The organism is Ferrimonas kyonanensis DSM 18153 (assembly GCF_000425405.1).
Classification (GTDB): Bacteria; Pseudomonadota; Gammaproteobacteria; order Enterobacterales; family Shewanellaceae; genus Ferrimonas; species Ferrimonas kyonanensis.
Map to the genome: position 1 here is coordinate 21,449 of NZ_KE384372.1, position 25,427 is coordinate 46,875.

42 protein-coding genes are annotated in these 25,427 nt (G+C 53.4%); 36 read left to right on the top strand and 6 right to left on the bottom strand.

The genetic code is table 11. From position 1 onward, the window contains the following. From H598_RS26255 to H598_RS0122680, 31 genes are all read left to right on the top strand, one after another. Positions 1 to 114: EF-Tu C-terminal domain-related protein (locus H598_RS26255; RefSeq protein WP_084144607.1), on the top strand; the 114-nt coding region annotated here is incomplete at its 5' end. A 305-nt stretch (positions 115 to 419) separates the two neighbouring features. After that, positions 420 to 731: a 30S ribosomal protein S10 gene (gene rpsJ, locus H598_RS0122540; protein WP_028110655.1), complete on the top strand. Its 312-nt coding sequence runs from the start codon at positions 420 to 422 to the stop codon at positions 729 to 731. 29 nt (positions 732 to 760) lie between these two features. Next, positions 761 to 1,399 carry a 50S ribosomal protein L3 gene (gene rplC / locus H598_RS0122545; protein ID WP_028115024.1) on the top strand — a complete coding sequence of 213 codons (639 nt, stop codon included), beginning with the start codon at positions 761 to 763 and terminating at the stop codon, positions 1,397 to 1,399. Between the two features lie 17 nt (positions 1,400 to 1,416). Then, entirely contained in the window at positions 1,417 to 2,022 is a 606-nt protein-coding gene (gene rplD, locus H598_RS0122550; RefSeq protein ID WP_028115025.1) for a 50S ribosomal protein L4, read from the top strand. After that, the gene (rplW, locus tag H598_RS0122555) at positions 2,019 to 2,321 is read left to right on the top strand and encodes a 50S ribosomal protein L23 (RefSeq protein WP_028115026.1); all 303 of its coding nucleotides are present in this window, start codon (positions 2,019 to 2,021) and stop codon (positions 2,319 to 2,321) included. The genes rplD and rplW overlap by 4 nt, the downstream gene beginning before the upstream one ends. Positions 2,322 to 2,339: 18 nt before the next feature. After that, a complete protein-coding gene (rplB, locus tag H598_RS26260) occupies positions 2,340 to 3,164 on the top strand; it encodes a 50S ribosomal protein L2 (RefSeq protein WP_084144608.1) in 825 nt (274 codons plus the stop codon). Between the two features lie 18 nt (positions 3,165 to 3,182). Beyond that, positions 3,183 to 3,464 carry a 30S ribosomal protein S19 gene (gene rpsS, locus H598_RS0122565; RefSeq protein ID WP_028115027.1) on the top strand — a complete coding sequence of 94 codons (282 nt, stop codon included), beginning with the start codon at positions 3,183 to 3,185 and terminating at the stop codon, positions 3,462 to 3,464. A gap of 10 nt (positions 3,465 to 3,474) precedes the next feature. Beyond that, entirely contained in the window at positions 3,475 to 3,807 is a 333-nt protein-coding gene (rplV, locus tag H598_RS0122570) for a 50S ribosomal protein L22 (RefSeq protein WP_028110661.1), read from the top strand. A 10-nt stretch (positions 3,808 to 3,817) separates the two neighbouring features. Further along, a complete protein-coding gene (rpsC, locus tag H598_RS0122575; protein WP_028115028.1) occupies positions 3,818 to 4,504 on the top strand; it encodes a 30S ribosomal protein S3 in 687 nt (228 codons plus the stop codon). Between the two features lie 11 nt (positions 4,505 to 4,515). Then, entirely contained in the window at positions 4,516 to 4,929 is a 414-nt protein-coding gene (rplP, locus tag H598_RS0122580; RefSeq protein ID WP_028115029.1) for a 50S ribosomal protein L16, read from the top strand. Beyond that, on the top strand, positions 4,929 to 5,120 hold the full coding sequence (gene rpmC, locus H598_RS0122585) for a 50S ribosomal protein L29 (RefSeq protein ID WP_028115030.1): 192 nt from the start codon (positions 4,929 to 4,931) through the stop codon (positions 5,118 to 5,120). The genes rplP and rpmC overlap by 1 nt, the downstream gene beginning before the upstream one ends. Next, complete coding sequence (gene rpsQ, locus H598_RS0122590; protein ID WP_028115031.1) at positions 5,120 to 5,371, top strand: 30S ribosomal protein S17; 252 nt, start codon at positions 5,120 to 5,122, stop codon at positions 5,369 to 5,371. Before rpmC ends, rpsQ begins: the two co-directional genes overlap by 1 nt. 165 nt (positions 5,372 to 5,536) lie before the next feature. Next, positions 5,537 to 5,905 carry a 50S ribosomal protein L14 gene (gene rplN / locus H598_RS0122595; protein ID WP_028115032.1) on the top strand — a complete coding sequence of 123 codons (369 nt, stop codon included), beginning with the start codon at positions 5,537 to 5,539 and terminating at the stop codon, positions 5,903 to 5,905. Between the two features lie 11 nt (positions 5,906 to 5,916). Beyond that, a complete protein-coding gene (gene rplX / locus H598_RS0122600) occupies positions 5,917 to 6,228 on the top strand; it encodes a 50S ribosomal protein L24 (RefSeq protein WP_028115033.1) in 312 nt (103 codons plus the stop codon). Between the two features lie 16 nt (positions 6,229 to 6,244). Next, a complete protein-coding gene (gene rplE / locus H598_RS0122605) occupies positions 6,245 to 6,784 on the top strand; it encodes a 50S ribosomal protein L5 (RefSeq protein WP_028115034.1) in 540 nt (179 codons plus the stop codon). Between the two features lie 11 nt (positions 6,785 to 6,795). Continuing rightward, positions 6,796 to 7,101 carry a 30S ribosomal protein S14 gene (rpsN, locus tag H598_RS0122610; RefSeq protein ID WP_028115035.1) on the top strand — a complete coding sequence of 102 codons (306 nt, stop codon included), beginning with the start codon at positions 6,796 to 6,798 and terminating at the stop codon, positions 7,099 to 7,101. A 20-nt stretch (positions 7,102 to 7,121) separates the two neighbouring features. Beyond that, the gene (gene rpsH / locus H598_RS0122615) at positions 7,122 to 7,514 is read left to right on the top strand and encodes a 30S ribosomal protein S8 (protein WP_028115036.1); all 393 of its coding nucleotides are present in this window, start codon (positions 7,122 to 7,124) and stop codon (positions 7,512 to 7,514) included. An 11-nt stretch (positions 7,515 to 7,525) separates the two neighbouring features. After that, the gene (gene rplF / locus H598_RS0122620) at positions 7,526 to 8,059 is read left to right on the top strand and encodes a 50S ribosomal protein L6 (protein ID WP_028115037.1); all 534 of its coding nucleotides are present in this window, start codon (positions 7,526 to 7,528) and stop codon (positions 8,057 to 8,059) included. 9 nt (positions 8,060 to 8,068) lie between these two features. Next, a complete protein-coding gene (rplR, locus tag H598_RS0122625) occupies positions 8,069 to 8,419 on the top strand; it encodes a 50S ribosomal protein L18 (protein ID WP_028115038.1) in 351 nt (116 codons plus the stop codon). A 15-nt stretch (positions 8,420 to 8,434) separates the two neighbouring features. Beyond that, positions 8,435 to 8,935 carry a 30S ribosomal protein S5 gene (rpsE, locus tag H598_RS0122630; RefSeq protein ID WP_028115039.1) on the top strand — a complete coding sequence of 167 codons (501 nt, stop codon included), beginning with the start codon at positions 8,435 to 8,437 and terminating at the stop codon, positions 8,933 to 8,935. A gap of 6 nt (positions 8,936 to 8,941) precedes the next feature. Continuing rightward, positions 8,942 to 9,121 (top strand): 50S ribosomal protein L30, encoded by a 180-nt coding sequence (rpmD, locus tag H598_RS0122635; protein ID WP_028115040.1) that lies wholly within the window; start codon positions 8,942 to 8,944, stop codon positions 9,119 to 9,121. Between the two features lies 1 nt (position 9,122). After that, positions 9,123 to 9,557 (top strand): 50S ribosomal protein L15, encoded by a 435-nt coding sequence (rplO, locus tag H598_RS0122640; RefSeq protein WP_028115041.1) that lies wholly within the window; start codon positions 9,123 to 9,125, stop codon positions 9,555 to 9,557. A 14-nt stretch (positions 9,558 to 9,571) separates the two neighbouring features. Further along, the gene (gene secY, locus H598_RS0122645) at positions 9,572 to 10,894 is read left to right on the top strand and encodes a preprotein translocase subunit SecY (protein ID WP_028115042.1); all 1,323 of its coding nucleotides are present in this window, start codon (positions 9,572 to 9,574) and stop codon (positions 10,892 to 10,894) included. 23 nt (positions 10,895 to 10,917) lie between these two features. Beyond that, positions 10,918 to 11,031 (top strand): 50S ribosomal protein L36, encoded by a 114-nt coding sequence (gene rpmJ / locus H598_RS26265; RefSeq protein WP_083938388.1) that lies wholly within the window; start codon positions 10,918 to 10,920, stop codon positions 11,029 to 11,031. Positions 11,032 to 11,173: 142 nt separating this feature from the next. Then, positions 11,174 to 11,530, top strand: coding sequence for a 30S ribosomal protein S13 (rpsM, locus tag H598_RS0122650; RefSeq protein ID WP_028115043.1), 357 nt, complete (start codon positions 11,174 to 11,176; stop codon positions 11,528 to 11,530). Positions 11,531 to 11,543: 13 nt separating this feature from the next. Then, a complete protein-coding gene (gene rpsK, locus H598_RS0122655) occupies positions 11,544 to 11,933 on the top strand; it encodes a 30S ribosomal protein S11 (protein WP_028110678.1) in 390 nt (129 codons plus the stop codon). Between the two features lie 30 nt (positions 11,934 to 11,963). After that, entirely contained in the window at positions 11,964 to 12,584 is a 621-nt protein-coding gene (gene rpsD, locus H598_RS0122660; RefSeq protein ID WP_028115044.1) for a 30S ribosomal protein S4, read from the top strand. A gap of 25 nt (positions 12,585 to 12,609) precedes the next feature. After that, positions 12,610 to 13,602 carry a DNA-directed RNA polymerase subunit alpha gene (locus H598_RS0122665; RefSeq protein ID WP_028115045.1) on the top strand — a complete coding sequence of 331 codons (993 nt, stop codon included), beginning with the start codon at positions 12,610 to 12,612 and terminating at the stop codon, positions 13,600 to 13,602. A 38-nt stretch (positions 13,603 to 13,640) separates the two neighbouring features. Continuing rightward, positions 13,641 to 14,039 (top strand): 50S ribosomal protein L17, encoded by a 399-nt coding sequence (gene rplQ, locus H598_RS0122670; protein ID WP_028115046.1) that lies wholly within the window; start codon positions 13,641 to 13,643, stop codon positions 14,037 to 14,039. A 100-nt stretch (positions 14,040 to 14,139) separates the two neighbouring features. Next, a complete protein-coding gene (locus H598_RS0122675) occupies positions 14,140 to 15,504 on the top strand; it encodes an NfeD family protein (protein ID WP_211227349.1) in 1,365 nt (454 codons plus the stop codon). Beyond that, positions 15,494 to 16,270 carry a slipin family protein gene (locus H598_RS0122680; protein ID WP_051252965.1) on the top strand — a complete coding sequence of 259 codons (777 nt, stop codon included), beginning with the start codon at positions 15,494 to 15,496 and terminating at the stop codon, positions 16,268 to 16,270. The genes H598_RS0122675 and H598_RS0122680 overlap by 11 nt, the downstream gene beginning before the upstream one ends. A gap of 24 nt (positions 16,271 to 16,294) precedes the next feature. Here the strand turns inward: H598_RS0122680 and ccmE are convergent, their stop codons facing one another. The 5 genes from ccmE to ccmA are packed head-to-tail and all read right to left on the bottom strand — an operon-like array spanning position 16,295 to position 19,076. Next, positions 16,295 to 16,780, bottom strand: a complete 486-nt coding sequence (ccmE, locus tag H598_RS0122685; RefSeq protein ID WP_028115049.1) for a cytochrome c maturation protein CcmE — start codon at positions 16,778 to 16,780, stop codon at positions 16,295 to 16,297. Beyond that, positions 16,777 to 16,989: a heme exporter protein CcmD gene (gene ccmD, locus H598_RS0122690; protein ID WP_028115050.1), complete on the bottom strand. Its 213-nt coding sequence runs from the start codon at positions 16,987 to 16,989 to the stop codon at positions 16,777 to 16,779. Before ccmD ends, ccmE begins: the two co-directional genes overlap by 4 nt. Continuing rightward, positions 16,990 to 17,736: a heme ABC transporter permease CcmC gene (ccmC, locus tag H598_RS0122695; protein WP_028115051.1), complete on the bottom strand. Its 747-nt coding sequence runs from the start codon at positions 17,734 to 17,736 to the stop codon at positions 16,990 to 16,992. A 1-nt stretch (position 17,737) separates the two neighbouring features. Beyond that, on the bottom strand, positions 17,738 to 18,424 hold the full coding sequence (gene ccmB / locus H598_RS0122700) for a heme exporter protein CcmB (RefSeq protein WP_028115052.1): 687 nt from the start codon (positions 18,422 to 18,424) through the stop codon (positions 17,738 to 17,740). Between the two features lie 10 nt (positions 18,425 to 18,434). After that, positions 18,435 to 19,076, bottom strand: coding sequence for a cytochrome c biogenesis heme-transporting ATPase CcmA (gene ccmA, locus H598_RS0122705; RefSeq protein WP_028115053.1), 642 nt, complete (start codon positions 19,074 to 19,076; stop codon positions 18,435 to 18,437). Positions 19,077 to 19,410: 334 nt separating this feature from the next. On the opposite strand from ccmA, the gene H598_RS0122710 reads away from it, so the two are divergent. Next, positions 19,411 to 19,710: a c-type cytochrome gene (locus H598_RS0122710; RefSeq protein ID WP_028115054.1), complete on the top strand. Its 300-nt coding sequence runs from the start codon at positions 19,411 to 19,413 to the stop codon at positions 19,708 to 19,710. A 124-nt stretch (positions 19,711 to 19,834) separates the two neighbouring features. Here the strand turns inward: H598_RS0122710 and ccmI are convergent, their stop codons facing one another. Continuing rightward, positions 19,835 to 21,082 carry a c-type cytochrome biogenesis protein CcmI gene (gene ccmI, locus H598_RS0122715; RefSeq protein WP_028115055.1) on the bottom strand — a complete coding sequence of 416 codons (1,248 nt, stop codon included), beginning with the start codon at positions 21,080 to 21,082 and terminating at the stop codon, positions 19,835 to 19,837. Between the two features lie 407 nt (positions 21,083 to 21,489). Between ccmI and H598_RS0122720 the strand changes: the two genes are divergently transcribed. Genes H598_RS0122720 through H598_RS0122735 form a run of 4 tightly spaced genes read left to right on the top strand, consistent with a single transcriptional unit; the run spans position 21,490 to position 25,051 of the window. Next, the gene (locus H598_RS0122720) at positions 21,490 to 23,454 is read left to right on the top strand and encodes a heme lyase CcmF/NrfE family subunit (protein WP_028115056.1); all 1,965 of its coding nucleotides are present in this window, start codon (positions 21,490 to 21,492) and stop codon (positions 23,452 to 23,454) included. A 14-nt stretch (positions 23,455 to 23,468) separates the two neighbouring features. Continuing rightward, positions 23,469 to 24,026 carry a DsbE family thiol:disulfide interchange protein gene (locus tag H598_RS0122725; protein ID WP_028115057.1) on the top strand — a complete coding sequence of 186 codons (558 nt, stop codon included), beginning with the start codon at positions 23,469 to 23,471 and terminating at the stop codon, positions 24,024 to 24,026. Beyond that, positions 24,026 to 24,508 (top strand): heme lyase NrfEFG subunit NrfF, encoded by a 483-nt coding sequence (gene nrfF / locus H598_RS0122730; protein ID WP_028115058.1) that lies wholly within the window; start codon positions 24,026 to 24,028, stop codon positions 24,506 to 24,508. The genes H598_RS0122725 and nrfF overlap by 1 nt, the downstream gene beginning before the upstream one ends. Before the next feature lie 3 nt (positions 24,509 to 24,511). Then, complete coding sequence (locus tag H598_RS0122735; protein ID WP_035416484.1) at positions 24,512 to 25,051, top strand: TlpA family protein disulfide reductase; 540 nt, start codon at positions 24,512 to 24,514, stop codon at positions 25,049 to 25,051. Positions 25,052 to 25,427: the final 376 nt, after the last annotated feature.

Here is a 25,427-nt window from a genome sequence, read left to right on the forward strand (position 1 = left end):
AAGATGGTTGTTACTCTGATCTGCCCAATCGCGATGGACGAAGGCCTGCGCTTCGCTATCCGTGAAGGTGGCCGTACCGTTGGTGCGGGTGTTGTAGCTAAGATCGTAGCTTAATCCCTACGTCTTGCTAACAAGAGGGTGCCTTAGGGCACCCTTTTTTATTGGTGAACGGCAACCGTGCCGTCACCGATACGCTGCCGCAGAAAAACTTGCAAACGAATTTGGGGTGAGTATAATACCCTTCGTTCGCAAAGACTGCGGACGCGTAATATACGCCGTGGTGCAATTGGCATCACTTACACAGCGACTCCGATTTGGAGTCGAATGGTTGCGATAGTCATCGTCTTTGACCCACTTTAATAGATAGGGGTTCAAGGGCTGGTGGTTTTTGCGTAATTATTGGTTGGAGCTCTGGTCAAATGCAGAACCAAAGAATCCGTATCCGCCTGAAGGCTTTTGATCATCGTCTGATCGATCAGTCTACCGCGGAAATCGTTGAGACTGCGAAGCGCACAGGGGCTCAAGTACGGGGTCCAATCCCGCTGCCCACCCGTAAAGAGCGCTACACAGTGCTGATTTCTCCTCACGTGAACAAAGATGCACGTGACCAGTACGAAATCCGCACTCACAAGCGTATGGTGGACATCGTTGAGCCTACCGATAAGACTGTGGACGCTCTGATGCGTCTGGATCTGGCTGCCGGCGTTGACGTGCAGATCAGTCTGGGTTAATCCCCAGATTCGGAATAGAGGTTAGATACATGGCAATCGGTCTTGTAGGTCGTAAAGTAGGAATGACTCGCATCTTCGCTGAAGATGGCGCGTCCATTCCGGTTACCGTTATCGAAGTTGAACCGAACCGCGTAACTCAAGTAAAGACTCTGGAAAACGATGGCTATCGTGCTCTGCAGGTAACTGTAGGCAGCAAGAAAGCCAACCGCGTTTCCAAGCCTGAAGCGGGTCACTTTGCTAAAGCTGGTGCTGAAGCAGGTCGTGGTCTGTTTGAGTTCCGCCTGGCAGACGGTGAAGGCGAAAGCATCGAAGTTGGTGCTGAGCTGAAAGTAGAAACTTTCGAAGACGGTCAAATTGTAGACGTTACTGGTCGTTCTAAGGGTAAAGGTTTCCAGGGTGGCGTTAAGCGCTGGAACTTCCGTACTCAGGACATGACTCACGGTAACTCTTTGAGCCACCGTGCTCCTGGTTCTATCGGTCAGAACCAGAGCCCAGGTAAAGTGTTCAAAGGCAAAAAAATGGCTGGTCACATGGGTGACGAGCGCGTAACTACCCAGAATCTGGAAGTAGTACGCGTAGACGCCGAGCGCAACTTGCTCCTTATCAAAGGTGCGGTCCCTGGCGCGAACGGCGGCAACGTTATCGTTAAACCTGCCGTTAAAGCGTAACGTCTGAGGAGATAGTAATGGAATTGGTAATGAAAGACGCGCAGAGCGCTCTTGAAGTTTCCGAAACTACCTTCGGACGTGAGTTCAACGAAGCTCTGGTACACCAGGTTGTTACTGCTTTCGCAGCTAACGCCCGTCAAGGTACCCGTGCTCAGTTGACCCGCGCTGAGGTAACTGGCACTGGCAAAAAGCCATGGCGTCAGAAAGGTACTGGCCGTGCACGTGCCGGTACTGTTAAGAGCCCAATCTGGCGCTCTGGTGGTGTGACTTTTGCTGCTAAGCCGCAAGATCACTCTCAGAAGGTTAACAAGAAGATGTACCGCGCGGCCCTGCAGAGCATTCTGTCTGAGCTGGTACGTCAAGACCGTCTGATCGTGGTTGAGCAGTTCGGCGTTGAAGCACCGAAGACCAAAGAATTGGTAGCTAAGCTGAAAGAATTGTCTGTAGAAGACGTTCTGATCGTTACTGGTGAAGTTGATGAGAACCTGTTCCTGGCTTCTCGCAACTTGTACAAAGTTGACGCTCGTGACGTTGCAGCAATCGACCCAGTTAGCCTGATCGCATTCGACAAGGTGCTGATGACTGCTGACGCAGTTAAGCAGATTGAGGAGATGCTGGCATGATCCGTGAAGAACGTTTGCTGAAAGTGCTGCTTGCTCCGCACATCTCTGAAAAGAGCACCATGGCCGCTGAACTGAGCAACACTATTGTGTTCAAAGTTGCCACCGACGCCACTAAGGCTGAAGTGAAAGCGGCTGTCGAAAAGCTGTTCGAAGTTGAAGTTACCGGTGTTCGCACCGTAAACGTCAAAGGCAAGACTAAGCGTACTGGCGCTCGTTTCGGTCGTCGTTCCGACTGGAAGAAAGCGTACGTTACTCTGGCTGAAGGCGCAGACATCGACTTCGTCGGCGGCGCTGAATAAGGACGAGGAGTTTTATAAATGGCTATTGTTAAATGTAAGCCTACCTCCGCGGGCCGTCGCCACGTCGTTAAGGTGGTAAACAAAGAACTGCACAAAGGTAAGCCTTTTGCAGCTCTTCTGGACAAGAAGTCTAAGTCTGGTGGTCGTAACAACGCTGGTCGCATCACTACCCGTCACATCGGTGGTGGTCACAAGCAGCACTACCGTATCGTAGACTTCAAGCGTAACAAAGATGGTATCCCTGCGACTGTAGAGCGCATCGAATACGATCCAAACCGCAGCGCTAACATCGCTCTGGTTCTGTACGCTGATGGTGAGCGTCGCTACATTCTGGCTCCTAAGGGCCTGACTGCTGGTGACAAAATCATGTCCGGTGCGGAAGCTGAAATCAAAACTGGTAATGCTATGTCTATGCGTAACATTCCAGTTGGTTCTACCGTTCACAACGTAGAAATGAAGCCAGGCAAGGGTGGTCAGATTGCTCGCTCTGCTGGTGCTTACGTACAGATCGTAGCCCGTGATGGTGCCTACGTGACTCTGCGTCTGCGTTCCGGTGAAATGCGTAAGATCCCTGCTGATTGTCGCGCTACCCTGGGTGAAGTTGGCAATGCTGAGCATATGCTGCGTTCACTGGGTAAAGCGGGTGCAAGCCGCTGGCGTGGTGTTCGTCCTACCGTTCGTGGTGTTGCCATGAACCCGGTAGATCACCCACACGGTGGTGGTGAAGGTCGTACCTCTGGTGGCCGTCATCCAGTATCTCCATGGGGCGTTCCTACCAAAGGTAAGAAAACCCGCTCCAATAAGCGTACCGACAAGTACATCGTACGTCGTCGTACCAAGTAAACTAATTGAGGATTCACCATGCCACGTTCTCTCAAGAAAGGTCCATTTATTGACCTGCACTTGCTGAAGAAGGTAGAGAAAGCGGTGGAAAGCGGGGATAAAAAGCCGGTTAAAACCTGGTCCCGTCGTTCTATGATCATTCCAGATATGATTGGTCTGACCATCGCTGTCCATAATGGTCGTCAGCACGTTCCAGTTTTCGTTACCGAAGATATGATCGGTCACAAACTGGGTGAGTTTGCGCCTACTCGTACTTATCGCGGCCACGCTGCTGATAAGAAAGCGAAGAAGAAGCGTTAAGGGGTAGATGATGGAAGTTTTAGCTAAACACCGTTTCGCCCGCACTTCTCCTCAGAAGGCGCGCTTGGTAGCTGATCAAATCCGTGGTCTTCCGGTAGATCGCGCTCTGGAAATTCTGACCTACAGCCCTAAGAAAGCGGCCGTACTGGTTAAGAAGGTACTGGAGTCTGCCATTGCCAACGCGGAGCACAACGAAGGTCTGGACATTGACGACCTGAAAGTTGCCAAAGTCTTCGTAGACGAGGGTCCGACCATGAAGCGCATCATGCCACGTGCTAAAGGTCGTGCCGATCGCATCCTGAAACGTTCCAGCCACATCTCTGTGGTTGTGGCTGACAAGTAAGGGCACTGCAATGGGACAAAAAGTACATCCTAACGGTATCCGCCTGGGTATTACCAAACCTTGGATTTCTACCTGGTACGCGGAAAAGAAAGATTACGCTGATAACCTGATCGGCGACCACGAAGTACGTTCTTTCCTGAAAAAGGAACTGAAGAGCGCTTCTGTGTCTAAGATCACTATCGAACGTCCAGCCAAGAGCATCCGTGTGACCATTCACACCGCTCGTCCTGGCGTTGTTATCGGTAAAAAAGGTGAAGATGTTGAGAAGCTGCGTCAGAAAGTTGCAAAACTGACTGGTGTACCTGCTCAGATCAACATCTCTGAAGTTCGTAAGCCAGAGCTGGACGCTCAACTGGTAGGTGACTCCGTTGCCTCTCAGCTGGAGCGTCGTGTTATGTTCCGTCGCGCTATGAAGCGTGCGGTACAGAACGCCATGCGTCTGGGTGCCAAGGGCATCAAGATCGAGGTTTCTGGTCGTCTGGGTGGCGCTGAGATCGCACGTACCGAATGGTACCGTGAAGGTCGCGTGCCTCTGCATACTTTGCGTGCCGATATCGATTACGCTACTTCTGATGCTCACACCCAATACGGTGTGATCGGCATTAAAGTCTGGATCTTCAAAGGTGAAGTTCTGGGTGCTATGCCTCTGACTCAGGAGCAGCCTAAGCCGGCAAAACGCAAAGGTCGTGGTAAGTAAGGGGAACCGAAATGCTACAACCGAAACGTACCAAGTTCCGTAAGGTTCACAAAGGTCGTAACCGTGGTATGGCTACCACTGGTGATAAGGTTAGCTTCGGTTCTTTCGGACTGAAGTCTACCTCCCGTGGCCGTATCACTGCTCGCCAGATCGAAGCGGCGCGTCGTGCTATGACCCGTCACGTTAAGCGTCAAGGTAAAATCTGGATCCGGATCTTCCCGGACAAGCCAATTACCGAAAAGCCGCTTGAAGTGCGTATGGGTAAAGGTAAAGGTAACGTTGAATACTGGGTTGCCCAGATTCAACCTGGCCGTGTTCTGTACGAAATGGAAGGTGTGCCAGAAGATCTGGCTCGTGAAGCCTTCGCCCTGGCCGCTGCTAAGCTGCCAGTACAGACCACCTTTGTAACTCGGACGGTGATGTGATGAAAGCTACTGAACTGCGTGAAAAAAGCGTTGAAGATCTGAACGCGGAGCTGCTTAGCCTGCTGCGTGAACAGTTCAATCTGCGTATGCAGAACGCGACTGGTCAGCTGAAGCAGACCCACGAGCTGAAGAAGGTACGCCGCAGCATCGCGCGCGTTAAAACCATTCTGACTCAGAAGGCAGGTGCGTAATGAGCGAGATTATCCGTACTCTTCAAGGTCGTGTAATCAGCGATAAGATGGACAAGTCCATCACCGTAGCCATCGAGCGCAAAGTAAAGCACCCGATCTACGGCAAGTATGTAAAGCGTACAACTAAGTTGCACGCTCATGATGAAACTAACCAATGTGGTATCGGCGACGTGGTAGAAATCCGCGAATGTCGTCCACTGTCTAAGACTAAGACTTGGACTCTGGTTAACGTAATCGAAAAAGCTCTGTAATTACAGAGTCTTACATGCAAAAGTGATGGCCGGCCCAGATTTTTTTCTGGTCCGGCTATTTTTTGTTTACTTTTTGGCTGCTAGTGGTGTTATAATTTCGCGCCTTTTAAAGGTAGCCAGGCCCCGATTTTGGGGTGAAATGTTGTAAAACAGCGGAGCACTGAAATGATCCAAATGCAATCTGTGCTGGACGTTGCCGATAACTCCGGCGCACGCAGCGTGCAGTGTATTAAGGTCTTGGGTGGCTCTCACCGTCGTTACGCCGGCATCGGCGATATCATCAAGGTTTCTGTTAAGGAAGCCATTCCTCGCGGTAAAGCGAAGAAAGGTGATGTATTTAACGCGGTGGTAGTACGTACCAAGAAGGGCGTTCGTCGTCCTGACGGTTCTGTTATTCGCTTTGACCGCAATGCGGCTGTGTTGCTGAATGCAAACCAACAGCCTATTGGTACTCGTATTTTCGGCCCTGTGACACGTGAACTGCGCAATGAGCAGTTCATGAAAATCGTGTCCCTTGCGCCAGAAGTACTGTAAGGAGCAAAGAGATGGCAGCAAAAATCCGTCGCAATGACGAAGTTGTTGTACTGGCCGGTAAAGACAAGGGTAAGCGCGGTAAGGTTACCCTGGTACTGTCTGACGGCAAAGTAATCGTTGAAGGCGTTAACCTGGTGAAGAAACACCAGAAGCCAAACCCTCACATGGGTGTGGCTGGTGGCATCATTGAAAAAGAAGCCGCTATTGACGCATCAAACGTCGCGATCTTTAACCCTGCTACCAGCAAGGGTGATCGCGTAGGCTTTAGACTGGAAGAAGGCAAGAAAGTACGCTTCTTCAAGTCTAATGGTGAACTCGTTTAAGTAATTGGAGTAAACGATGGCGAAACTGCATGATTACTACAAAGATACTGTAGTAGCAGGACTGACCAAACAGTTCGATTACAAAAGTATCATGCAAGTCCCTCGGGTCGAAAAGATCACCCTGAACATGGGTGTTGGTGAAGCCGTGGCTGACAAAAAGGTTCTGGATGCAGCAGTTGCTGATATGACTGCTATCTCCGGCCAAAAGCCACTGATTACCAAAGCTCGCAAATCTGTTGCTGGCTTCAAGATTCGTGATGGCTATCCGATCGGCTGTAAAGTAACCCTACGTGGCGAGCGTATGTGGGAGTTCCTGGAACGCCTGGTCTCTATCGCTGTTCCTCGTATCCGTGACTTCCGTGGTTTGAACCCGAAGTCTTTTGACGGTCGCGGTAACTACAGCATGGGCGTTCGTGAGCAAATCATCTTCCCTGAAATCGACTACGACAAAGTAGACAAGATTCGTGGTATGGACATCACCATTACCACATCTGCGAATTCAGACGAAGAAGGTCGTGCTCTGCTGGCTGCCTTTAACTTCCCATTCCGCAAGTAAGGTGTAGGGTTATGGCTAAAGTATCCATGAAGCAGCGCGAAATTAAGCGCGCTAAGCTGGTTGCAAAGTATGCTGAAAAGCGTGCTGCTCTGAAAGCAACCATCAACGACGTTAACTCAACTGACGAAGCTCGTTGGGAAGCCGTTCTGAAACTGCAACAACTTCCACGTGACTCCAGTGCCTCACGTCAGCGTAACCGCTGTAACATCACTGGTCGTCCGCACGGTGTGCTGCGCAAATTCGGCCTGAGCCGTATTAAGTTGCGTGAAGCCGCCATGCGTGGTGAAGTTCCTGGCCTTAAAAAGGCCTCTTGGTAAGCCAACGGGAGTAAGCCAATATGAGCATGCAAGATCCGATCGCGGATATGCTGACGCGCATCCGTAACGGCCAGGCTGCCAACAAAGTTGCAGTTAAAATGCCGTCTTCTAAGCTGAAAGCAGCTGTCGCCGATGTCCTGAAAAAAGAAGGTTACATCGTTGATTTCGCTGTTTCTGGCGACGTTAAACCGGAACTGGAAGTTACTCTTAAGTACTTCGAAGGTAAGCCGGTAGTTGAGAAACTTGAGCGAGTTAGCCGTCCTGGCCTGCGCATCTACAAGAAAAAAGATGAGCTTCCAAAGGTTATGGGTGGTCTAGGTATCGCTGTCGTGTCCACTTCTCAAGGCGTGATGACCGACCGTGCAGCCCGTAAGCTGGGCATGGGCGGCGAGATCGTCTGCTACGTGGCATAAGGAGAGTAACAATGTCTCGAATTGCAAAGGCACCTGTTACAATCCCTGCGGGCGTAGAGGTGACTCTAAACGGTCAACAGATCGTAGTTAAAGGTGGTAAAGGCACTCTGTCTCACGACATCAACGCTGCCGTTGAAGTTGTGAAAGAAGAGAACGAGCTGAAGTTCGCCCCACGTGAAGGCGTTGCTAACGCCAACGCGCAGGCCGGTACTGCTCGTGCCGTGGTTAACAACATGGTAGTCGGCGTTTCAGAAGGTTTCGTTAAGAAACTGCAACTGAACGGCGTTGGTTACCGTGCTGCCGTTAAAGGCAACGCAGTTAACCTGACACTGGGCTTCTCTCACCCGGTAGAACATGTTCTGCCTGAAGGTGTGAAAGCTGAGTGCCCAAGCCAAACTGAAATCGTTCTTTCTGGCGCAGACAAGCAAGCCGTTGGTCAAGTGGCTGCTGAGATTCGCGCGTACCGTGCTCCTGAACCTTACAAAGGTAAAGGTGTTCGTTATGCTGACGAAAATGTGCGTCGTAAAGAAGCCAAGAAGAAGTAAGGTAATACGATGGACAAAAAAGCAGCACGTCTTCGTCGCGCAACTCGCGTACGTAAGCAAATGCAAGAACTGGGCTCAACTCGCCTGGTTGTGCACCGTACTCCACGTCACATCTATGCTCAGGTTATCAACGCTGAAGCCCAGGTGCTGGTGGCAGCCTCTACTGTTGAAAAAGCAGTGGCAGCTGACCTGAAAAGCACTGGTAACACCGACGCCGCTAAGGCCGTTGGTAAGCTGGTAGCCGAGCGCGCTCTTGAAAAAGGCGTTAAGAGTGTGTCTTTCGACCGCAGCGGTTTCAAGTATCACGGCCGTGTAGCTGCACTGGCTGATGCTGCCCGTGAAGCTGGTCTCCAGTTCTAAGGTTGGGAGTGGATCATGGCAAATATTGAAAAGCAAGCCGGTGACCTGCAAGAGAAATTGATTGCAGTTAACCGTGTTTCCAAAGTAGTTAAGGGTGGCCGAATCTTTAGCTTCACCGCTCTGACTGTAGTTGGTGATGGTAATGGCCGCGTTGGTTTCGGTTACGGTAAAGCACGTGAAGTGCCTGCCGCTATCCAGAAAGCAATGGAAAAGGCTCGCCGCAATCTGGTATCCGTGCGTCTGCACAACGGTACCCTGCAGCACCCTGTTAAAGGCCGTCACTCTGGCTCTAAGGTATACATGCAGCCTGCTTCAGAAGGTACCGGTATTATTGCTGGTGGTGCTATGCGCGCCGTTCTGGAAGTAGTTGGTGTACACAACGTACTGTCTAAGGCGTACGGTTCTACTAACCCGATCAACATCGTTCGTGCGACTATCGACGCACTGACTTCGATGCATGCTCCGGATCAAGTAGCAGCCAAGCGTGGCCTTAGCATCGACGAAATCTTGGGGTAATCTGACATGGCTAAAACTATCAAGGTTACTCAGACCAAGAGCGCTATCGGTCGTCTGCCTAAACATCGGGCGACACTGGTAGGCCTGGGTCTGCGCAAAATCGGCCACACCGTTGAACTGGAAGATACTCCTTCTGTTCGCGGTATGGTGAATAAGGTTTACTACATGGTTAAGGTGGAGGACTAAGATGCGTTTGAATACTTTGTCTCCAGGCGCTGGTGCTAAAACCTCTGCCAAGCGTGTAGGTCGCGGTATCGGTTCTGGCCTGGGTAAAACCGGCGGCCGTGGTCATAAAGGCCAAAAGTCCCGTTCCGGTGGTGGCGTACGTCCAGGTTTTGAAGGTGGTCAAATGCCTCTGAAACAGCGTCTGCCGAAGTTCGGTTTTACCTCTCGTAAGAGCCTGGTAACTACCGAAATTCGTCTGAACGAGCTGTCAAAGGTTGAAGGCGATCTGGTAACTCTGGAAACCCTGAAAGATGCTGACATCATTTCGGCAAACATTAAGTTTGCGAAAGTTGTACTTTCAGGTAAAATCGAGCGCCCTGTGACCATCAAAGGTCTGAAAGCGACCAAAGGTGCGCGTGAAGCCATCGAGGCTGCGGGCGGCAAAATCGAAGAATAACGGGATAGTACAATATGGCTAAGCCAGGTGTTGATTCAAGTAGTGCGAAGGGCGGCCTTTCGGAACTCAAAGCGCGTCTATTATTCGTTTTAGGCGCAATTATCGTCTTCCGTGCAGGTTCTTTCGTACCAATTCCTGGTATTGACGCCGCAGTACTGGCCGAGCTGTTCGATCAGCAACAGGGTACCATCGTGAGCATGTTCAACATGTTCTCCGGTGGTGCTCTGGAACGCGCCTCCATCTTTGCATTGGGGATCATGCCGTACATTTCGGCGTCGATCATCATGCAACTTCTGACGGTAGTTCATCCAACGATGGCGGAACTAAAGAAAGAAGGGGAGGCGGGTCGCCGCAAAATTAGCCAGTACACCCGTTACGGGACACTGGTATTGGCTACGTTCCAGTCGTTTGGTATTGCGACTGGTTTGCCTAACATGATCTCCGGACTGGTGGTTGCCCCGGGTCCTGCGTTTTACTTTACCGCAGTGATCTCCCTGGTAACCGGTACCATGTTCCTGATGTGGTTGGGTGAACAGATTACTGAACGTGGCATTGGCAATGGCATCTCAATCCTGATTTTTACAGGTATTGTGGCTGGCTTGCCATCGGCGATTGGCCAAACTGCAGAACAAGCGCGTCAAGGTGAATTGCACATTTTGTTGCTGCTGGTATTAGCGGTCATTATCTTTGCCGTTACTTACTTCGTGGTATTCATGGAGCGCGGACAGCGCCGTATCGTGGTAAACTATGCCAAGCGTCAGCAAGGCCGCCGCGTATTCGCTGCTCAAAGCACCCATTTGCCGCTGAAAGTGAACATGGCTGGTGTGATTCCGCCAATCTTCGCGTCCAGCATCATTCTGTTCCCGGGCACACTGGCTCAGTGGTTCGGTAACAATGAAGGCTTGCGTTGGTTGTCTGACATCTCAGTGGTTCTGTCCCCGGGACAGCCTCTGTATGTGATGATCTATGCAGTAGCGATCGTTTTCTTCTGTTTCTTCTACACTGCGTTGGTGTTTAACCCGCGCGAGACGGCAGATAACCTGAAGAAATCTGGTGCGTTCATCCCTGGTATTCGTCCAGGTGAACAGACCGCCCGTTATATCGATAAAGTGATGACTCGCCTGACTCTGGCAGGTGCGGCATACATCACCTTTATCTGCTTGATTCCGGAATTTATGATGATCGGACTGAACGTTCAGTTCTACTTCGGCGGTACTTCACTGCTGATTATGGTCGTGGTTATCATGGATTTCATAGCTCAAGTACAGACTCATATGATGTCTCATCAGTATGATTCTGTTCTGAAAAAGGCGAATCTTAAGGGCTATAGCCGTTAAGTCGCCCAGACGGAGTAGCAAAAATGAAAGTTCGTGCGTCCGTAAAAAAGATGTGTCGTAACTGCAAAGTTATTAAACGTCACGGCGTTGTGCGTGTTATCTGCTCTGAGCCGAAGCACAAACAGCGTCAAGGTTAATCAGAGATCTCTCTGAGCTAACCAACAAAAAACGTAGCGCTAGGCTGACCTTGGTCGGCCTATGCGTTGTTGCAAACTAGTCGATTGTCGAGTATCCTACCGGGCTTTTCACAATCGATCCTTGGAATTGAGGAGTGCTATAGTGGCCCGTATCGCTGGCATTAACATTCCTGAGCATAAACATGCGGTTGTTGCTCTGACCGCCATTTTCGGCATTGGCCGTACTCGCGCACAGCAAATCTGTGTCGAGGCCGGTATTGCTGAAGATGTGAAGATTAAAGATCTGGACGAATCTACCATTGATAAGGTTCGTGACGTTGTAGGTCAATTCACCGTTGAAGGTGATCTGCGTCGTGAGATCTCTATGAACATCAAGCGTCTGATGGACCTGGGTTGCTACCGCGGCCTGCGTCATCGTCGTAGCCTGCCACTTCGTGGTCAACGTACTAAGACTAACGCTCGTACCCGTAAGGGTCCGCGTAAGCCGATCAAGAAGTAAGGGGAACTAAGCAATGGCTAAAACTCCTTCTCGTACCCGTAAAAAGGTACGTAAGCAGGTTGCAGACGGTGTGGCCCACGTGCACGCATCTTTCAACAACACAATCGTGACCATCACCGATCGCCAAGGTAACGCTCTTGCATGGGCCACCGCAGGCGGCTCCGGTTTCCGTGGTTCTCGTAAATCTACTCCGTTCGCTGCTCAGGTAGCTGCCGAGCGTTGTGCCGAAATGGCCAAAGAGTACGGTTTGAAGAACCTGGAAGTTGAAGTTAAGGGTCCGGGTCCGGGTCGTGAGTCCTCTATTCGTGCGTTGAATGCTGCGGGTTTCCGCATCACCAACATCACCGATGTGACTCCAATTCCGCACAACGGTTGTCGTCCGCCTAAGAAACGTCGCGTATAACGCCCGTTTCAGGATAGTTGGAGAAAGAACATGGCAAGATATTTGGGTCCTAAGCTCAAACTAAGCCGTCGTGAAGGAACAGACCTGTTCCTGAAAAGCGGCGTACGAGCAATCGATTCTAAATGTAAGATCGATAATGCTCCTGGTCAGCACGGTGCTCGTAAGGCCCGTCTGTCTGACTACGGTCTGCAGCTGCGTGAAAAGCAAAAAGTTCGTCGTATCTACGGCATTCTGGAAAAGCAATTCCGCAACTACTACAAAACTGCTGCTAGCAAGAAAGGCAATACTGGTGAAAACCTGTTGCAGCTGCTAGAAAGTCGTTTGGATAACGTTGTTTACCGCATGGGTTTCGGTGCTACTCGCGCTGAAGCACGTCAGCTGGTAAGCCACAAAGCAATCATGGTTAATGGCCGTGTTGTTAACATTCCATCTTTCGTTGTTGCCGCTGACGATGTGGTAAGCATCCGTGAGAAGGCTCAAAAGCAAGCTCGTATTAAGGGCGCTCTTGAGATTTCAGAACAACGTGAGAAGCCGACTTGGGTTGAAGTAGACAGCGCTAAGCTGGAAGGCACTTTCAAGCGCCTGCCAGAGCGTAGCGATCTGTCTGCCGACATCAATGAACAGCTGATCGTCGAGCTTTACTCTAAGTAAGGCTTAACCGTTAAGAGAGGACACAATGCAGGGTTCCGTTACCGATTTTCTTAAGCCACGTCTTGTCGATGTCGTGCAAGTCAACCCAACTCGGGCTAAAGTGACTCTGGAGCCGCTTGAGCGTGGCTTCGGTCACACTTTAGGTAATGCGCTTCGTCGCATCTTGCTCTCTTCAATGCCTGGCTGTGCTGTAACCGAAGTTGAAATTGACGGCGTGTTACATGAGTACAGCAGCAAAGAAGGCGTGCAGGAAGACGTGCTTGAGATTCTGTTGAACCTGAAGGGTTTGGCAGTAAAAATCGAGGGCAAGGACGAAGTGACACTGACACTGAGCAAGTCTGGTTCAGGCCCTGTTACTGCAGGTGACATTACCCACAGCGGTGATGTCGAGATCATGAATCCTGATCACCTCATCTGTACTCTGACTGGCGATGACGCTGAAATCAGCATGCGCATCAAGGTTGAGCTGGGCCGTGGTTATGTACCCGCGTCTGCCCGCGCTCAATCCGATGAAGACGAGCGTCCTATCGGTCGTCTTCTGGTTGATGCGTCCTTCAGTCCTGTTGTACGAATTGCCTACAATGTAGAAGCAGCTCGTGTTGAACAACGGACTGACTTGGACAAGCTGATTATCGACATGCACACCAACGGCACCCTGGATCCTGAAGAAGCGATCCGCCGTTCAGCCACTATTTTGGCTGAGCAACTGGATGCGTTCGTTGAGCTGCGTGACGTGAGCGAGCCAGAAGAGAAAGAAGAGAAGCCAGAATTCGATCCAATTCTGCTGCGTCCTGTCGATGATCTGGAACTGACTGTTCGTTCGGCGAACTGCCTGAAAGCAGAAGCCATTCATTATATCGGTGATCTGGTTCAGCGCACTGAGGTTGAGTTGCTGAAGACCCCTAACTTGGGTAAGAAGTCTCTCACTGAAATCAAGGATGTACTGGCCTCTCGTGGTCTGTCCCTTGGTATGCGGTTGGAAAACTGGCCGCCAGCCTCACTCGCCGACAACATGTAACCAGGTCTGGTAAAGATTTAGGTTAAAAGGATAAGGTCATGCGCCATCGTAAGAGTGGTCGTCAACTGAACCGCAACAGCAGCCATCGCCAAGCTATGTTCCGTAACATGGCAAGCTCACTGGTACGTCATGAGATCATCAAGACTACCGTGCCTAAGGCGAAAGAACTGCGTCGCGTAGTTGAGCCCCTGATTACACTTGCTAAAACTGACAGCGTTGCTAATCGTCGCCTGGCGTTTGCACGTACTCGTGACAACGATGTAGTAAGCAAGCTATTCAATGAGCTGGGTCCACGCTACCAAGAGCGTGCAGGTGGTTACACCCGCATTCTCAAGTGTGGATTCCGTGCCGGTGATAACGCCCCTATGGCGTACATCGAGCTGGTAGACCGCCCACAGGCGGACGCTACCGAAGAAGCAGCCGCTTCTGAAGAGTAATAAAAAGGCCGGTCTCTGACCGGCCTTTTTCTTTTCCCTGTTTTATTCCCCAAACTCCGTCCTTTACTAAACTTGTACTAGGCCTCCAGCTGAGGTGCCTATGCGAGTCCCCCTGTTGTTTTGCTTAAGCCTGCTGCTGTGCGTTGCGCCTTTATGGGCGAGTGACGGTGTCGAGTCCGGGTCTGTGCCGGCCAATGAGGTGTGGGTGGTGCCCATCAAAGGGGTGATCTCCCCGGCCTCATCACAACTGCTGTTGAGAACCCTGGAACAGGCCCGTGAGGCCGAGATCCAGCTGCTGATCGTGGCCATGGACACTCCCGGAGGACTGGATACCTCAATGCGGGAGATGATTCAAAGCATCCTGGCCAGTCCGGTGGCCGTGGTGGGCTACGTCAGCCCTCAGGGAGCCAGGGCAGCCAGCGCCGGCACCTTTTTGATGTACGCCAGCCATGTGGCGGCCATGGCGCCTGCCACTAATCTGGGGGCGGCGACGCCGGTGGCGTTGACCCCCTCTTCCCCGTCCGACAGTAAGCCCGAGCAAGCGAAGGAGCAGGCGCCGGATAACGCCCAGAGTCTGCGCAACAAAGCGGTTAATGACGCGGTGGCTTACATTCGAAGTCTGGCTGAGCTCAGGGGGCGCAACGCCGACTGGGGCGAAGCTGCGGTGCGTCAAGGCGCCAGCCTGTCGGCCACCGACGCCCTGGAAGCCGGGGTGATTGATCTGATGGCGGCCAACGTGGCGGATCTGCTGGTTCAACTCGACGGGCGGGTGGTGACGCTGGCATCCGGTGAGCGAACGCTCACCACCGCTCAGGCGTCGGTGGTGCATAAGGACCCCGGTTGGCGCTATCGACTGCTGGCGACATTGACCAATCCGAATGTGGCGTTGTTACTGATGATGTTGGGCTTCTATGGACTGGTGCTGGAGTTTTACAGCCCGGGTGTTGGCTTGCCGTCGGTGGTGGGCAGCGTGTGCCTGTTGCTCGGTCTGTATGCCCTGAACTTGTTGCCGGTGAACCTGGCCGGTGCCGCCTTGATGGTGCTGGGGATTGCGCTGATGGTGGCCGAAGCCTTCGCCCCGAGTTTCGGCCTGTTTGGCATTGGCGGGGTGGCGGCCTTTGTGGCCGGTGCGGTGTTGCTGATGGACACCGATGTGCCGGAATTTCAATTGGCTCTGCCGCTTATCAGTGCGTTGGCGGTGGTCTCGGCGCTATTTACTGCGGTGGTGGTCAAGATGGCATTGGCCAGTCGGTCGGTGGCGACCGTGACCGGCATCGATACCCTGATCGCCCGCCGAGTGTTGATCGATGCCCGTTACCTGGACAGTGGCGTGGTGGAGCTCAATGGTGAGGTGTGGTACGCCCGAGCCAACCAACCGCTGTCTAAGGGGCAGTGGGCGCGAGTCGAGGCCATCGATGGTCTGACACTGGTGTTGCATCCTGAGGAGACGGACGATGATTGGTGAGAGCTTTGGTGCCTACTTTGGCATAACCGTGACCCTGCTGGTGCTGGGGTTGCTGATCAGCACCTTTCGGATTCTGCGTGAGTATCAGCGCGGCGTCATTTTTCTGCTGGGGCGGTTCTATAAGGTTAAGGGGCCGGGGTTGATCGTGGTGGTCCCGATCGTGCAGCAGATGGTGCGGGTCGATCTTCGGACGCTGGTGATGGATGTGCCGACTCAGGATGTGATTTCCCGCGATAACGTATCGGTGCGGGTGAACGCGGTGGTGTATTTTCGAGTGGTGGATCCTGAGAAAGCGATCAACCAGGTGGAGGACTACCATGAGGCCACCAGTCAGTTGTCACAGACGACGTTGCGGTCGGTGCTGGGGCAGCACGAGTTGGACGAGATGTTGTCGCAACGGGATGTGCTCAATGTGGACATTCAGAAGATTCTTGATAAGCAGACCGACGTCTGGGGCATCAAGGTCAGTAATGTCGAGATTAAGCACGTGGATCTGGATGAAAGCATGGTGAGGGCGATTGCCCGTCAGGCCGAGGCGGAGCGGGTACGCCGGGCCAAGGTGATTCATGCCACCGGTGAGCAAGAGGCGTCCACCAAGTTGGCCGAGGCAGCAGCGGTGCTTGCCAGCGAGTCGGGGGCATTGCAATTACGTTACCTGCAGACCCTGACCGAGATCGCCGGCGATCGCTCCAGCACCATCGTGTTTCCGTTGCCGATGGAGCTGGCTCAGTGGCTGAAAAAAGACAATAAAAAAGCCGGTCCATGACCGGCTCTTAAACTGGATTAGCTGCTAGTAACTGGCACTGGGTGCCTGAGTGTCGTAATCCATCTTTTCATGCTTTTTGCCCATGGCCTCGGCCACTTCCGGCGGCATGTAGTTTTCGTCGTGCTTAGCCAGTACTTCGGTGGCGTCAATCACGGCGAATTCGGTCATCGGACCCTGAGCGACAATGCCTTGTCCTTCACGGAACAGGTCAGGCAGCATGCCGTCGTAGCGAATGGTCACGGCCGGTCCGGTGTCGGCGACCTGGAATTCGACCTTGAGGCTGTCCGGGTCGCGCTTTACGGAACCTGGAACCACCATGCCACCGATTCGCAGGCGCTGACCGATCTCAGGTTTGATACCGGTGCCTTCTTTGCCCATATGGATCTCGGTGGCGGTGTAGAACAGATCCAAGTTGCTGTTGAGTGCATACAGCAGCAGTGAGGCGATGGCCGCCACCCCACCGATTAAGGCCGAGGCGAAGACCAGGCGTTTTTTACGGCGTGGGTTCATGCAGCTTTGCTCCTGTGTTGTTTCAGGCGGGCTTCTCGAGCCTGCTTCTGACTGATCTGTTTAATGACGCGCTTGCGCTGGGACAGGCAACTTACCACCAGAATGCCGTAAACAGCAAATGATACCCCGTAGGCCAGCCACACGTAGAAGGCATAATCGCCCATGCTCAGAAACTCAGACAGGCTGCTAAATTGGAAGTTCAAGTTCATTTATCGTTTCTCCTCAGCAGCAACAATGTCACGCACCCAAGGGCGCATGGCATTTCGGGCCAGCACTTCGGCTCGGAACCTCAAGATGGTCAGGGCACCAATCATCATGGCAAAGCCAAAGATATTCAGCAACAGTGGCAGCAACATCTCCGGGGGCATGGCGTTGCTCTTGCCGACGGTGATGGCGTTCGGTTGATGCAGGGTGTTCCACCACTCTACGGAGTACTTGATGATCGGCAGGTTGATGGAGCCGACGATGGCCAGGATGCCCGAAGCCTTGGCGGCCAGCACCTTGTCTTCAAACGAGGCATACAGGGCGATGACACCCAGGTACAGGAACAGCAGCACCAGTTCCGAAGTCAGTCGCGCGTCCCATACCCACCAAGTGCCCCACATGGGCTTGCCCCAGGTGGCACCGGTAAACAGGGCGACGACGGTGACGGCGGCGCCGATGGGGGCGATGGCCGCTGCGGCGATGTCGGCTAACTTGACTTGCCAGACGAGGCCAATGAAGGCGGCAATGGCCATGGCGAAATACGCGGACATGGACATGGACGCGGCGGGCACATGGATAAAGATGATGCGGTAGGAGTTACCTTGTTGGTAATCCACGGGAGCAAAGCCTAAACCCAGTACGGTGCCGGTGGCGATTAACAGAATAGCCAGGATGGCAAACCAAGGCAGCATCTTACCAGCAAGCTGGTATGCCTTTTCTGGGTTGGCGTAGGGGTGAAGCCATTTCCACATATCAGTTTGTACTCACTCTCAATGACGCTCCAATTGCAACCGGAGCCAGGACTAATGCGCCTACCAACATCGCTGCCAGAATCGACAGGTGGCCGGTGAAGGGCAGGTTCATGCCGGCAGCGTCGATAGCGCTGGTGGCAAAAATCAAAATCGGAATATAGAGCGGCAGAATCAGCAGACTGATCAGTACCCCTCCTTTGCGCAGCCCGACGGTCAGTGCTGCACCAATGGCACCCAGTAAGCTTAGAACCGGTGTGCCCAAAGCTAAAGTGGCCATCAAGGCACCGTAGCTGTTGCCATCCAGATAGAGCAGGGTGGCCAGCAGGGGCGAGGCAATGATCAGTGGAACGCCGGTGACGATCCAGTGTGCCAGTACCTTGGCCAGCACCATCAGTGATAATGGCTGCGGGCTCATCATCATCTGTTCCAGCGAGCCGTCGGCAAAGTCGGTCTTAAACAGCCGCTCCAGTGACAGCATGGCCGACAGCAGGGCTGCCACCCAGATGATGCCCGGTGCGATGCGGGCCAGAACCTGAGGTTCCGGGCCGATGCCCAGGGGAAACAAGCTGACGACGATAAAAAAGAACATCAGCGGATTAAAGATATCGTTCCGGTGGCGAAAGGCCACCTGGAGATCCCGTTTCAGGACCGTATTGAAGGCCCGGCTGTAGCTTACATCTCTGCTCATGTTGGGATCCCTAATCGAATTGATATTCCAGGCGGAGCTTCTTAAGGCGGTCCGCCCCCACCAGTTGCAGATCCTGGTGAGTGGTCAAAATAACGCAGCCGCCACGATTGGCGTGATCCAGCATCAACTGCTCCAGTTCGGCAACGCCCTTTTTATCGATGGCGGTCAGCGGTTCATCCAAAATCCAGATTTTGGCCTCGCTGTGCCACAGGCGGGCCAGGGCAATGCGCCGATGCTGACCGGCGGACAGGTGCCCGGCGGGGTGTTCCTCGAATCCGGTCAGGTTCACTTTCGCCAGAGTGGCGCGAATATCGACGTCATTATATCCGGCAATGTTTAGATTGAATGCCAGATTTTCTTCCGCCGTCAGTTCGCTTTTTACACCGGGCAGGTGCCCCAGATACAGAAGGTCGGCGTGAAAGTCATCACGAACCTCGGTGGTGGGATTGCCTCGGTAGTGAACGTCGCCGGCGTACGGGCGTGACAGGCCAGCCAGAATGCGCAGCAAGCTGGTTTTGCCGGCGCCGTTGGGGCCCTCGATTTGGATGATGTCGCCCCCATGGACGGCAAAGCTGAGGCCATCGAACAGGATGCGCTCCTCGCGGATGCACGTGAGCTCGTTGGCACTGAGTAGTCGATCGCTTTCCTGCATTCTTTTACTGTTCACACCTGTATTAGATGAAGCCGATTCTATCATAACCCGACCGTGTTACTTGGGGCTTGCTCGCATTCTCGACACTTGCTAGGGGGAGCTGGATCACAGCCGCCACTATGGTGCCTGAACTTAACGTATTTCGTTTTATTTAACAAAAGATTAGCTATTATGACTCCGGTGCCGACAGATAAGTTGCATCTCGATGCCGCAAATGGTGATTTGTGTCAAAAAAAGATGAACGACCGTGATGTCTGTGGTATTTTAATGTCGAGCTTGCCGGTGAGAATGCTTCACCGAGGCGCATAATAATGTCAACAATTTGGAACGTAGCATGAAAAAGATTATCGCTTTTGCTGCAGTAGCTATGCTGGCTTCTGCGACCAACGTTATGGCCCAAGAGGGTGAAGCGGTCTACAACAAAGCTTGTCAGACCTGCCACGCCATGGGCATCGCTGGTGCACCGAAGTTGAACGACGCAGCTGCCTGGGAGCCTCGTATGGCTAAGGGCATGGATACTCTGGTTCAGAGCGTCAAGACTGGTCTGAACGCCATGCCTCCTGGTGGCATGTGCATGGACTGTAATGACGATGACTACAAGGCAGCCATCGAATTTATGGCAGCCAAGAAGTAAGTCTGAACAGACTGCAATGATTTCAAAAGGCCCGCATCGTGCGGGCCTTTGTGTTTTCTGGTTCGAATTCAGCCCAAAAAAAGACCCGCACGATGCGGGTCTTTTTTGTGGCTAGGGTCGTGGGTTACTGCACCAGGGTGTCGATAACCACTTGAACTTCGCTGCCCAGTTTGACCGCGTCGTGCTTGCCCAGCAGATCCCCAGGGGTGGGGGCAGGGTTGCTGTCGTGATTGATCACCACTTCGATGGCCACCTGTTCCTGGCCGCTCAGGACCATCTCCGGGGTCATGGCGTCGCTGTCGCGCAGCACCACCAGAGTCGGCAGGTCAGAGACTTTCAGGCGCTTAATGGCCACAGGCATCATGCCACCATTGAGCGGACGGGCCATCACCAGCACGTTGGCATTGGCGTCGGCTTTGGCCAGCATTTCATCGGAGACGCTGATGGACACGCGTACGCTGTTGGCGCGGGCTTCGACGTCTTGATTCAATTCTGGGTTGTCGACGCTGTCGGTGCCCAGGAAGCTCTTAGCCTGCATGATGGCGCCTTGAATCGCCTGACGGTCAAAGTCATCCCGAGGGCTGGTCAACAGAATCTCCCAGTGGCGGATGGCGTCTTCGTAGTTGGCGCTGAAGAAGGCATCCATTCCCAGCAGCAGGCGGGTTGATGGATCTTTAAAGTCGCTTTCCAGTGCCTTCTTGATGATGGCGTCGATCTCCGGAGTCATCTTTTCACCGGCCAGGTAGTACATGGCGGTGGCCTTAGGTCCCAGCAGTTCGGCGTGCTCGCCCACCAGGTCGATGGTGGTATCGAAAGCGGCGATCGCTTTCTCATACTGGCTGCCTGAGATGTAGGCGTGCCCCAGAGAGAACCAAGCCTGGCTGTTGTTGGGCTCGTTCATGACGGTGCCTTCCAACTGGGAGATGCGCATCTGTTGCATCTGCTCCGGGGTCATGCCCTGGTGAGGGTTGGCCTGTGCTTCCGCTTCTGGACGGGCGTTCTGCCACTCGTCGAAACGACCCAGGTCCAGGTAGGTGTACCCGGAGATGGTCACCACGGCAACGCTCAAAATGATTGGCCACAGTGGTCCGCGTCGATCGTTGACGATGTCGGAGTCGTTGCTGTCGTTGACGTCCTGCAGCAGGTTTAATTCCTGCTCCTGCTTCAATACATCGAACTCTTGCTGGGTCAGGCGACCCTCTTGCATCTCCACTTCAAACTCGGCGATGCGCTCGTTGAACAGTTTTACGTTGGTTTGCTTGCGTAACTCTGTTTGTTGGGCCCCTTTTGCCTTGCTTCTGAAAAAGGGCAACCAAACCAACAGTAAAGCCAATGCGGTAAGGCCCGCGATACCGATCCAAAAAGTCGTCATAGCTGCTTCTGTAGTCTGTGATTTGCTTAAAAGTGGAGTGTTTCGCAGTCAGGGGCGCGTCACACCAACTTGAAAAATTTGCAGAAGGATTATACGACAACGACGTTCATTGGCTAGTGAAGCCGATCCGGTCGTGCCCTAAGCAATCGCATTTGCGGTGGTTGTCACATTATCCGAATCTAATACAAAATGTTAAGAAACTTTTTGTAAGCTTTGCGTATCAAAGGGTGGAGCACCGTCAGGGCATGCTGGAAAGGCATGGGTGTGAGCTATATCGTTTTAAGCGTGATTAAAGGCAGACAAGCAGCGCAACTCTGCCTAAAATGGCGTCAATGAGCATTATTCGGTAGGGAGCCCAGTCCGGCTCTCGGCCGATAAACGGATTAATTCCCTCGCAGAGGTACTTCATGTTTCCGGAACTTGGACATTACGCACTCATCATCGGCATGGCCTTCGCGGCACTGATGTCGATCGTCCCCCTAATCGGGGTGGCAAGGCGAGATGCCTTCCTGGTGAGTTACAGTCGCCCCTTGGCCTACGGTATGTTTGTGTTTATGGCACTCTCCGTCGTGTGCCTTGGATACGCATTCGTCACCGATGATTTCTCGGTCGCCTATGTGGCTCACAACTCCAACAGCCACCTGCCGACGGCGTTTAAGATCGCTGCCATCTGGGGTGGTCACGAGGGCTCCCTGTTGTTCTGGGTGTTCTCCATGTCCGTATGGGGAGCGGCGGTTGCGTTGTTCAGCCGTAACCTGGACGATGCCTTTACCGCCCGTGTTCTGGCGGTGATGGGGATGATCACTGTAGGCTTCTGTCTGTTCATGCTGCTGACCTCCAGCCCGTTTGAACGCTTCCTGCCGAATGTGCCTGCCGAAGGCCGGGACCTGAACCCGATGCTGCAGGACGTGGGCCTGATCTTCCACCCGCCGATGCTGTATCTCGGCTATGTGGGTTTCTCTGTGGCCTTTGCATTCGCCATTGCGGCATTGATGAGCGGCCGTCTGGATTCGGCCTGGGCTCGCTGGTCCCGCCCCTGGACGCTGGCGGCGTGGGTATTCCTGACCGGTGGTATCGCTCTGGGTTCCTGGTGGGCGTACTACGAACTCGGCTGGGGTGGCTGGTGGTTCTGGGATCCGGTAGAGAACGCATCGTTTATGCCTTGGTTGGTGGGTACCGCTCTGGTGCACTCGCTGATCGTGACCGAGAAACGGGGCACCTTCCGTAACTGGACCATCTTGCTGGCCATCTTTACCTTCTCTCTGAGTCTGCTGGGTACCTTCCTGGTGCGTTCCGGGGTACTGACGTCGGTGCACTCGTTCGCGGCTGACCCTACCCGGGGCATGGCGATTCTGGGGCTGTTGGGATTGGCGGTCGGTGGTTCGCTGACGCTGTTTGCGGTGCGGGCGACTCAATTTGCCAGCCCGGCCAAATTCGAACTGTTCTCCAAAGAAACCATGATGCTGGGGTGCAACATTCTGTTGGTGGTTGCCACCGGTTCGGTGTTGCTGGGTACCCTGTACCCGTTGCTGGGTGACGCCCTGGGTCTGGGTAAGATCTCCGTAGGTCCTCCGTACTTCAACACCGTGTTCAACCCCATTGTGTTGACGCTGTTCGTGCTGATGGGCATCGGTCCGTCGATTCGCTGGAAGAAAGCCAAAGACAGCGAGATGCGTCAGTTGCTGGTGCCCGGAGCGATCGCTTTGGTGGTTGGTCTGGCGACGCCCTTCATCGTTAAGGGCGAGATGAACCTGTGGGTCAGCGCTGGCGTGGCCACCGCACTGTGGATCACTCTGACTCTGCTGATTGACGTGTACCGTAAGTCGAAAGAGAACGACGGCAGCTTCACCACCAAGCGCTTTACCCGCAGCTACTGGGGTATGCAGGTGGCGCACATGGGCATCGCCATGGCCATTGTTGGTGCGGCGATGGTTTCTCACTACGCCGAAGAGAAATCCGTACGCATGGGCCCAGGCCGGACTCACGAGCTGGCGGGCTACACCTTTGCCTACAAAGACACTCGTATGGTACAAGGTCCTAACTACACCGCCGAACAGGCTCGCATTGTTGTGACCAAAGACGGTGAACCGGTAACCACCCTGTACCCTGATCGTCGTAAGTACAATGTTCGTACCATGGACATGACTGAGGCGGGCATCGACTGGGGCTTCTTCCGGGATCTGTACGTGACCATGGGCGATCCTCTGGACGCGACCGACTACGCGGTTCGACTGAACTACAAGCCGTTCGTTCGCTGGATCTGGATCGGTGGCGTGCTGATGATGATTGGTGGCACGCTGGCCGCGACCGATAAGCGCGCCCGAAGCCGTAAATCTGCTCCTGTTAAGGATGCTCAGGTCGCGACAGCCTAAGGTAGATGTGAACAATGAAACGCGTATTACTGTTTTTACCTCTGCTGATTTTTATCGGCATGGCAGTGTTCTTGTATAAGGGGTTGTTCCTCAACCCCAAAGAGCTGGACTCGGCACTGGAAGGCAAGCCAGTGCCGGCGTTCACGCTGGAATCACTTGAAGACGCCGAACTGACTATCAGCAACACCGACCTCAATGGCGAGGTCTACCTGCTGAACGTCTGGGCGACCTGGTGTCCGTCTTGTAAGTACGAGCACCCGTTCCTGAACCGTCTGAATCAATCTGGTACGGTGCCAATTTATGGCATCAACTACCGGGATGAGCGCGGCCTGGCGCTGCGCTACCTGGCTAAGAGCGGCGACCCCTATACTAAGAACCTGTACGATCCTGATGGACGTCTGGGTCTGGACCTGGGTGTCTACGGTGCTCCGGAGACCTTTGTGGTCGATGCCAAGGGTGTGATTCGTTATCGCTTTGCCGGAGTGCTGGGACCTCAGAACTGGGCAGAGACCTTTATGCCGCTGATCTCTGAGTTGCGTAAAGAGGCGCAAGCCGCCAAGGGAGGTGCGTAATGAGAGCGTTGATGAAAGTTCTGTCGACCTTTGCCTGCCTGGCGCTGTTTGCCGGCCTGGCTCACGCCACCCCCATCGATACTTACGAGTTTAAAAACGACTCGAACAAAGAGCGGGGCATTCAACTGGCGAACGAACTGCGGTGTCCGCAGTGTCAGAACCAGAATTTGATTGACTCCAACTCGCCGGTGGCCCGGGATCTGCGACTGCAGGTCTATGCCATGGTTGACGAAGGTAAGAGTGACGACGAGATCGTCAAGTTCATGACCGATCGCTACGGTGACTTTGTTCGCTATCGTCCGGCCTTTGACAGCCGTACGCTGGTGCTGTGGTTGGGGCCGGTGGCCTTTGCGGTATTCGGAATTGGGATTGGTTTGTTCTTCATTCGTGGTCAGCGTCAGCGCAATAAGAAAGCGCCGGCAGCGATCAGCGAAGCCGAACGGCAACGCCTGGCTCAGATGCTGAAAGAGAACCGGGACTAATCGATGATCAGAATGATGATTCTGGCGCTGACGCTGCTTTCGAGCAGCGTCTTTGCGTTTCCGGGGATGAATAAAGCCGGCGACGATCCTGCGCTGCAGCGTTTTGTGGAGCTGACCTTTCCTCAGCAGTTGGAGGCCTTCACCATCACCGATGCTAAAGGTGAGGCGGTGGATCTGGCGCAGTACAAAGGCAAACTGGTGGTCTTGAACCTATGGGCGACCTGGTGTCCCCCTTGTGTTCGGGAGTTGCCCTCATTGGCTCGATTCCGCACCCAGTTGGAGCAGCATGACGCCGTGGTGCTGCCGGTGGCCATCGATCAGGACCCTGAGGTTGTGCCACCGTTCTTAGCGGATTTGGGGTTGGCATCGTTTTCGACCTTGTACGACACCACCAATGAAGTGGGACGGGTGCTACCGACGGATCTGGTTCCGGCGACCTTTATTCTGAATGAGAAGGGTGAGCTGGTGGCCTTCGTCCGCAGCTTTGTCGATTGGGATAACCCCAAGGTTCAGGCATTGGTAGAGAAGTACCTGCCGCAATAATGGACCGTTTGGTGATAGAAAAGCTCCCGCAAGGGGGCTTTTGTCTATTTAGTGCCCGGTTGATCACTTTTGATCGTTTTAGGGGTTGCCTTAGAAATTACGATCCCTATAATGCGCTCCTCGTTGACGGGGTAAACACTTTCGAGTGAAACACTACTGGTCAACAGGGCGTCAGCCACTCAGATAACTCGGTAAAAAAGTCCTTGACTCGCCAAGTTAAATGATTAAAATGACGCCCCACTTGAGACATTGAGCTGAAAGGCTTAAAACATCAAGTTAAGTCGAACGGCAACGGCTTCAAATTAAATTTGAAATTGTGCTTGACGGCGACAGAGGAAAGCGTAAGATACGCACCTCGCTTCGCTACTCCAACGAG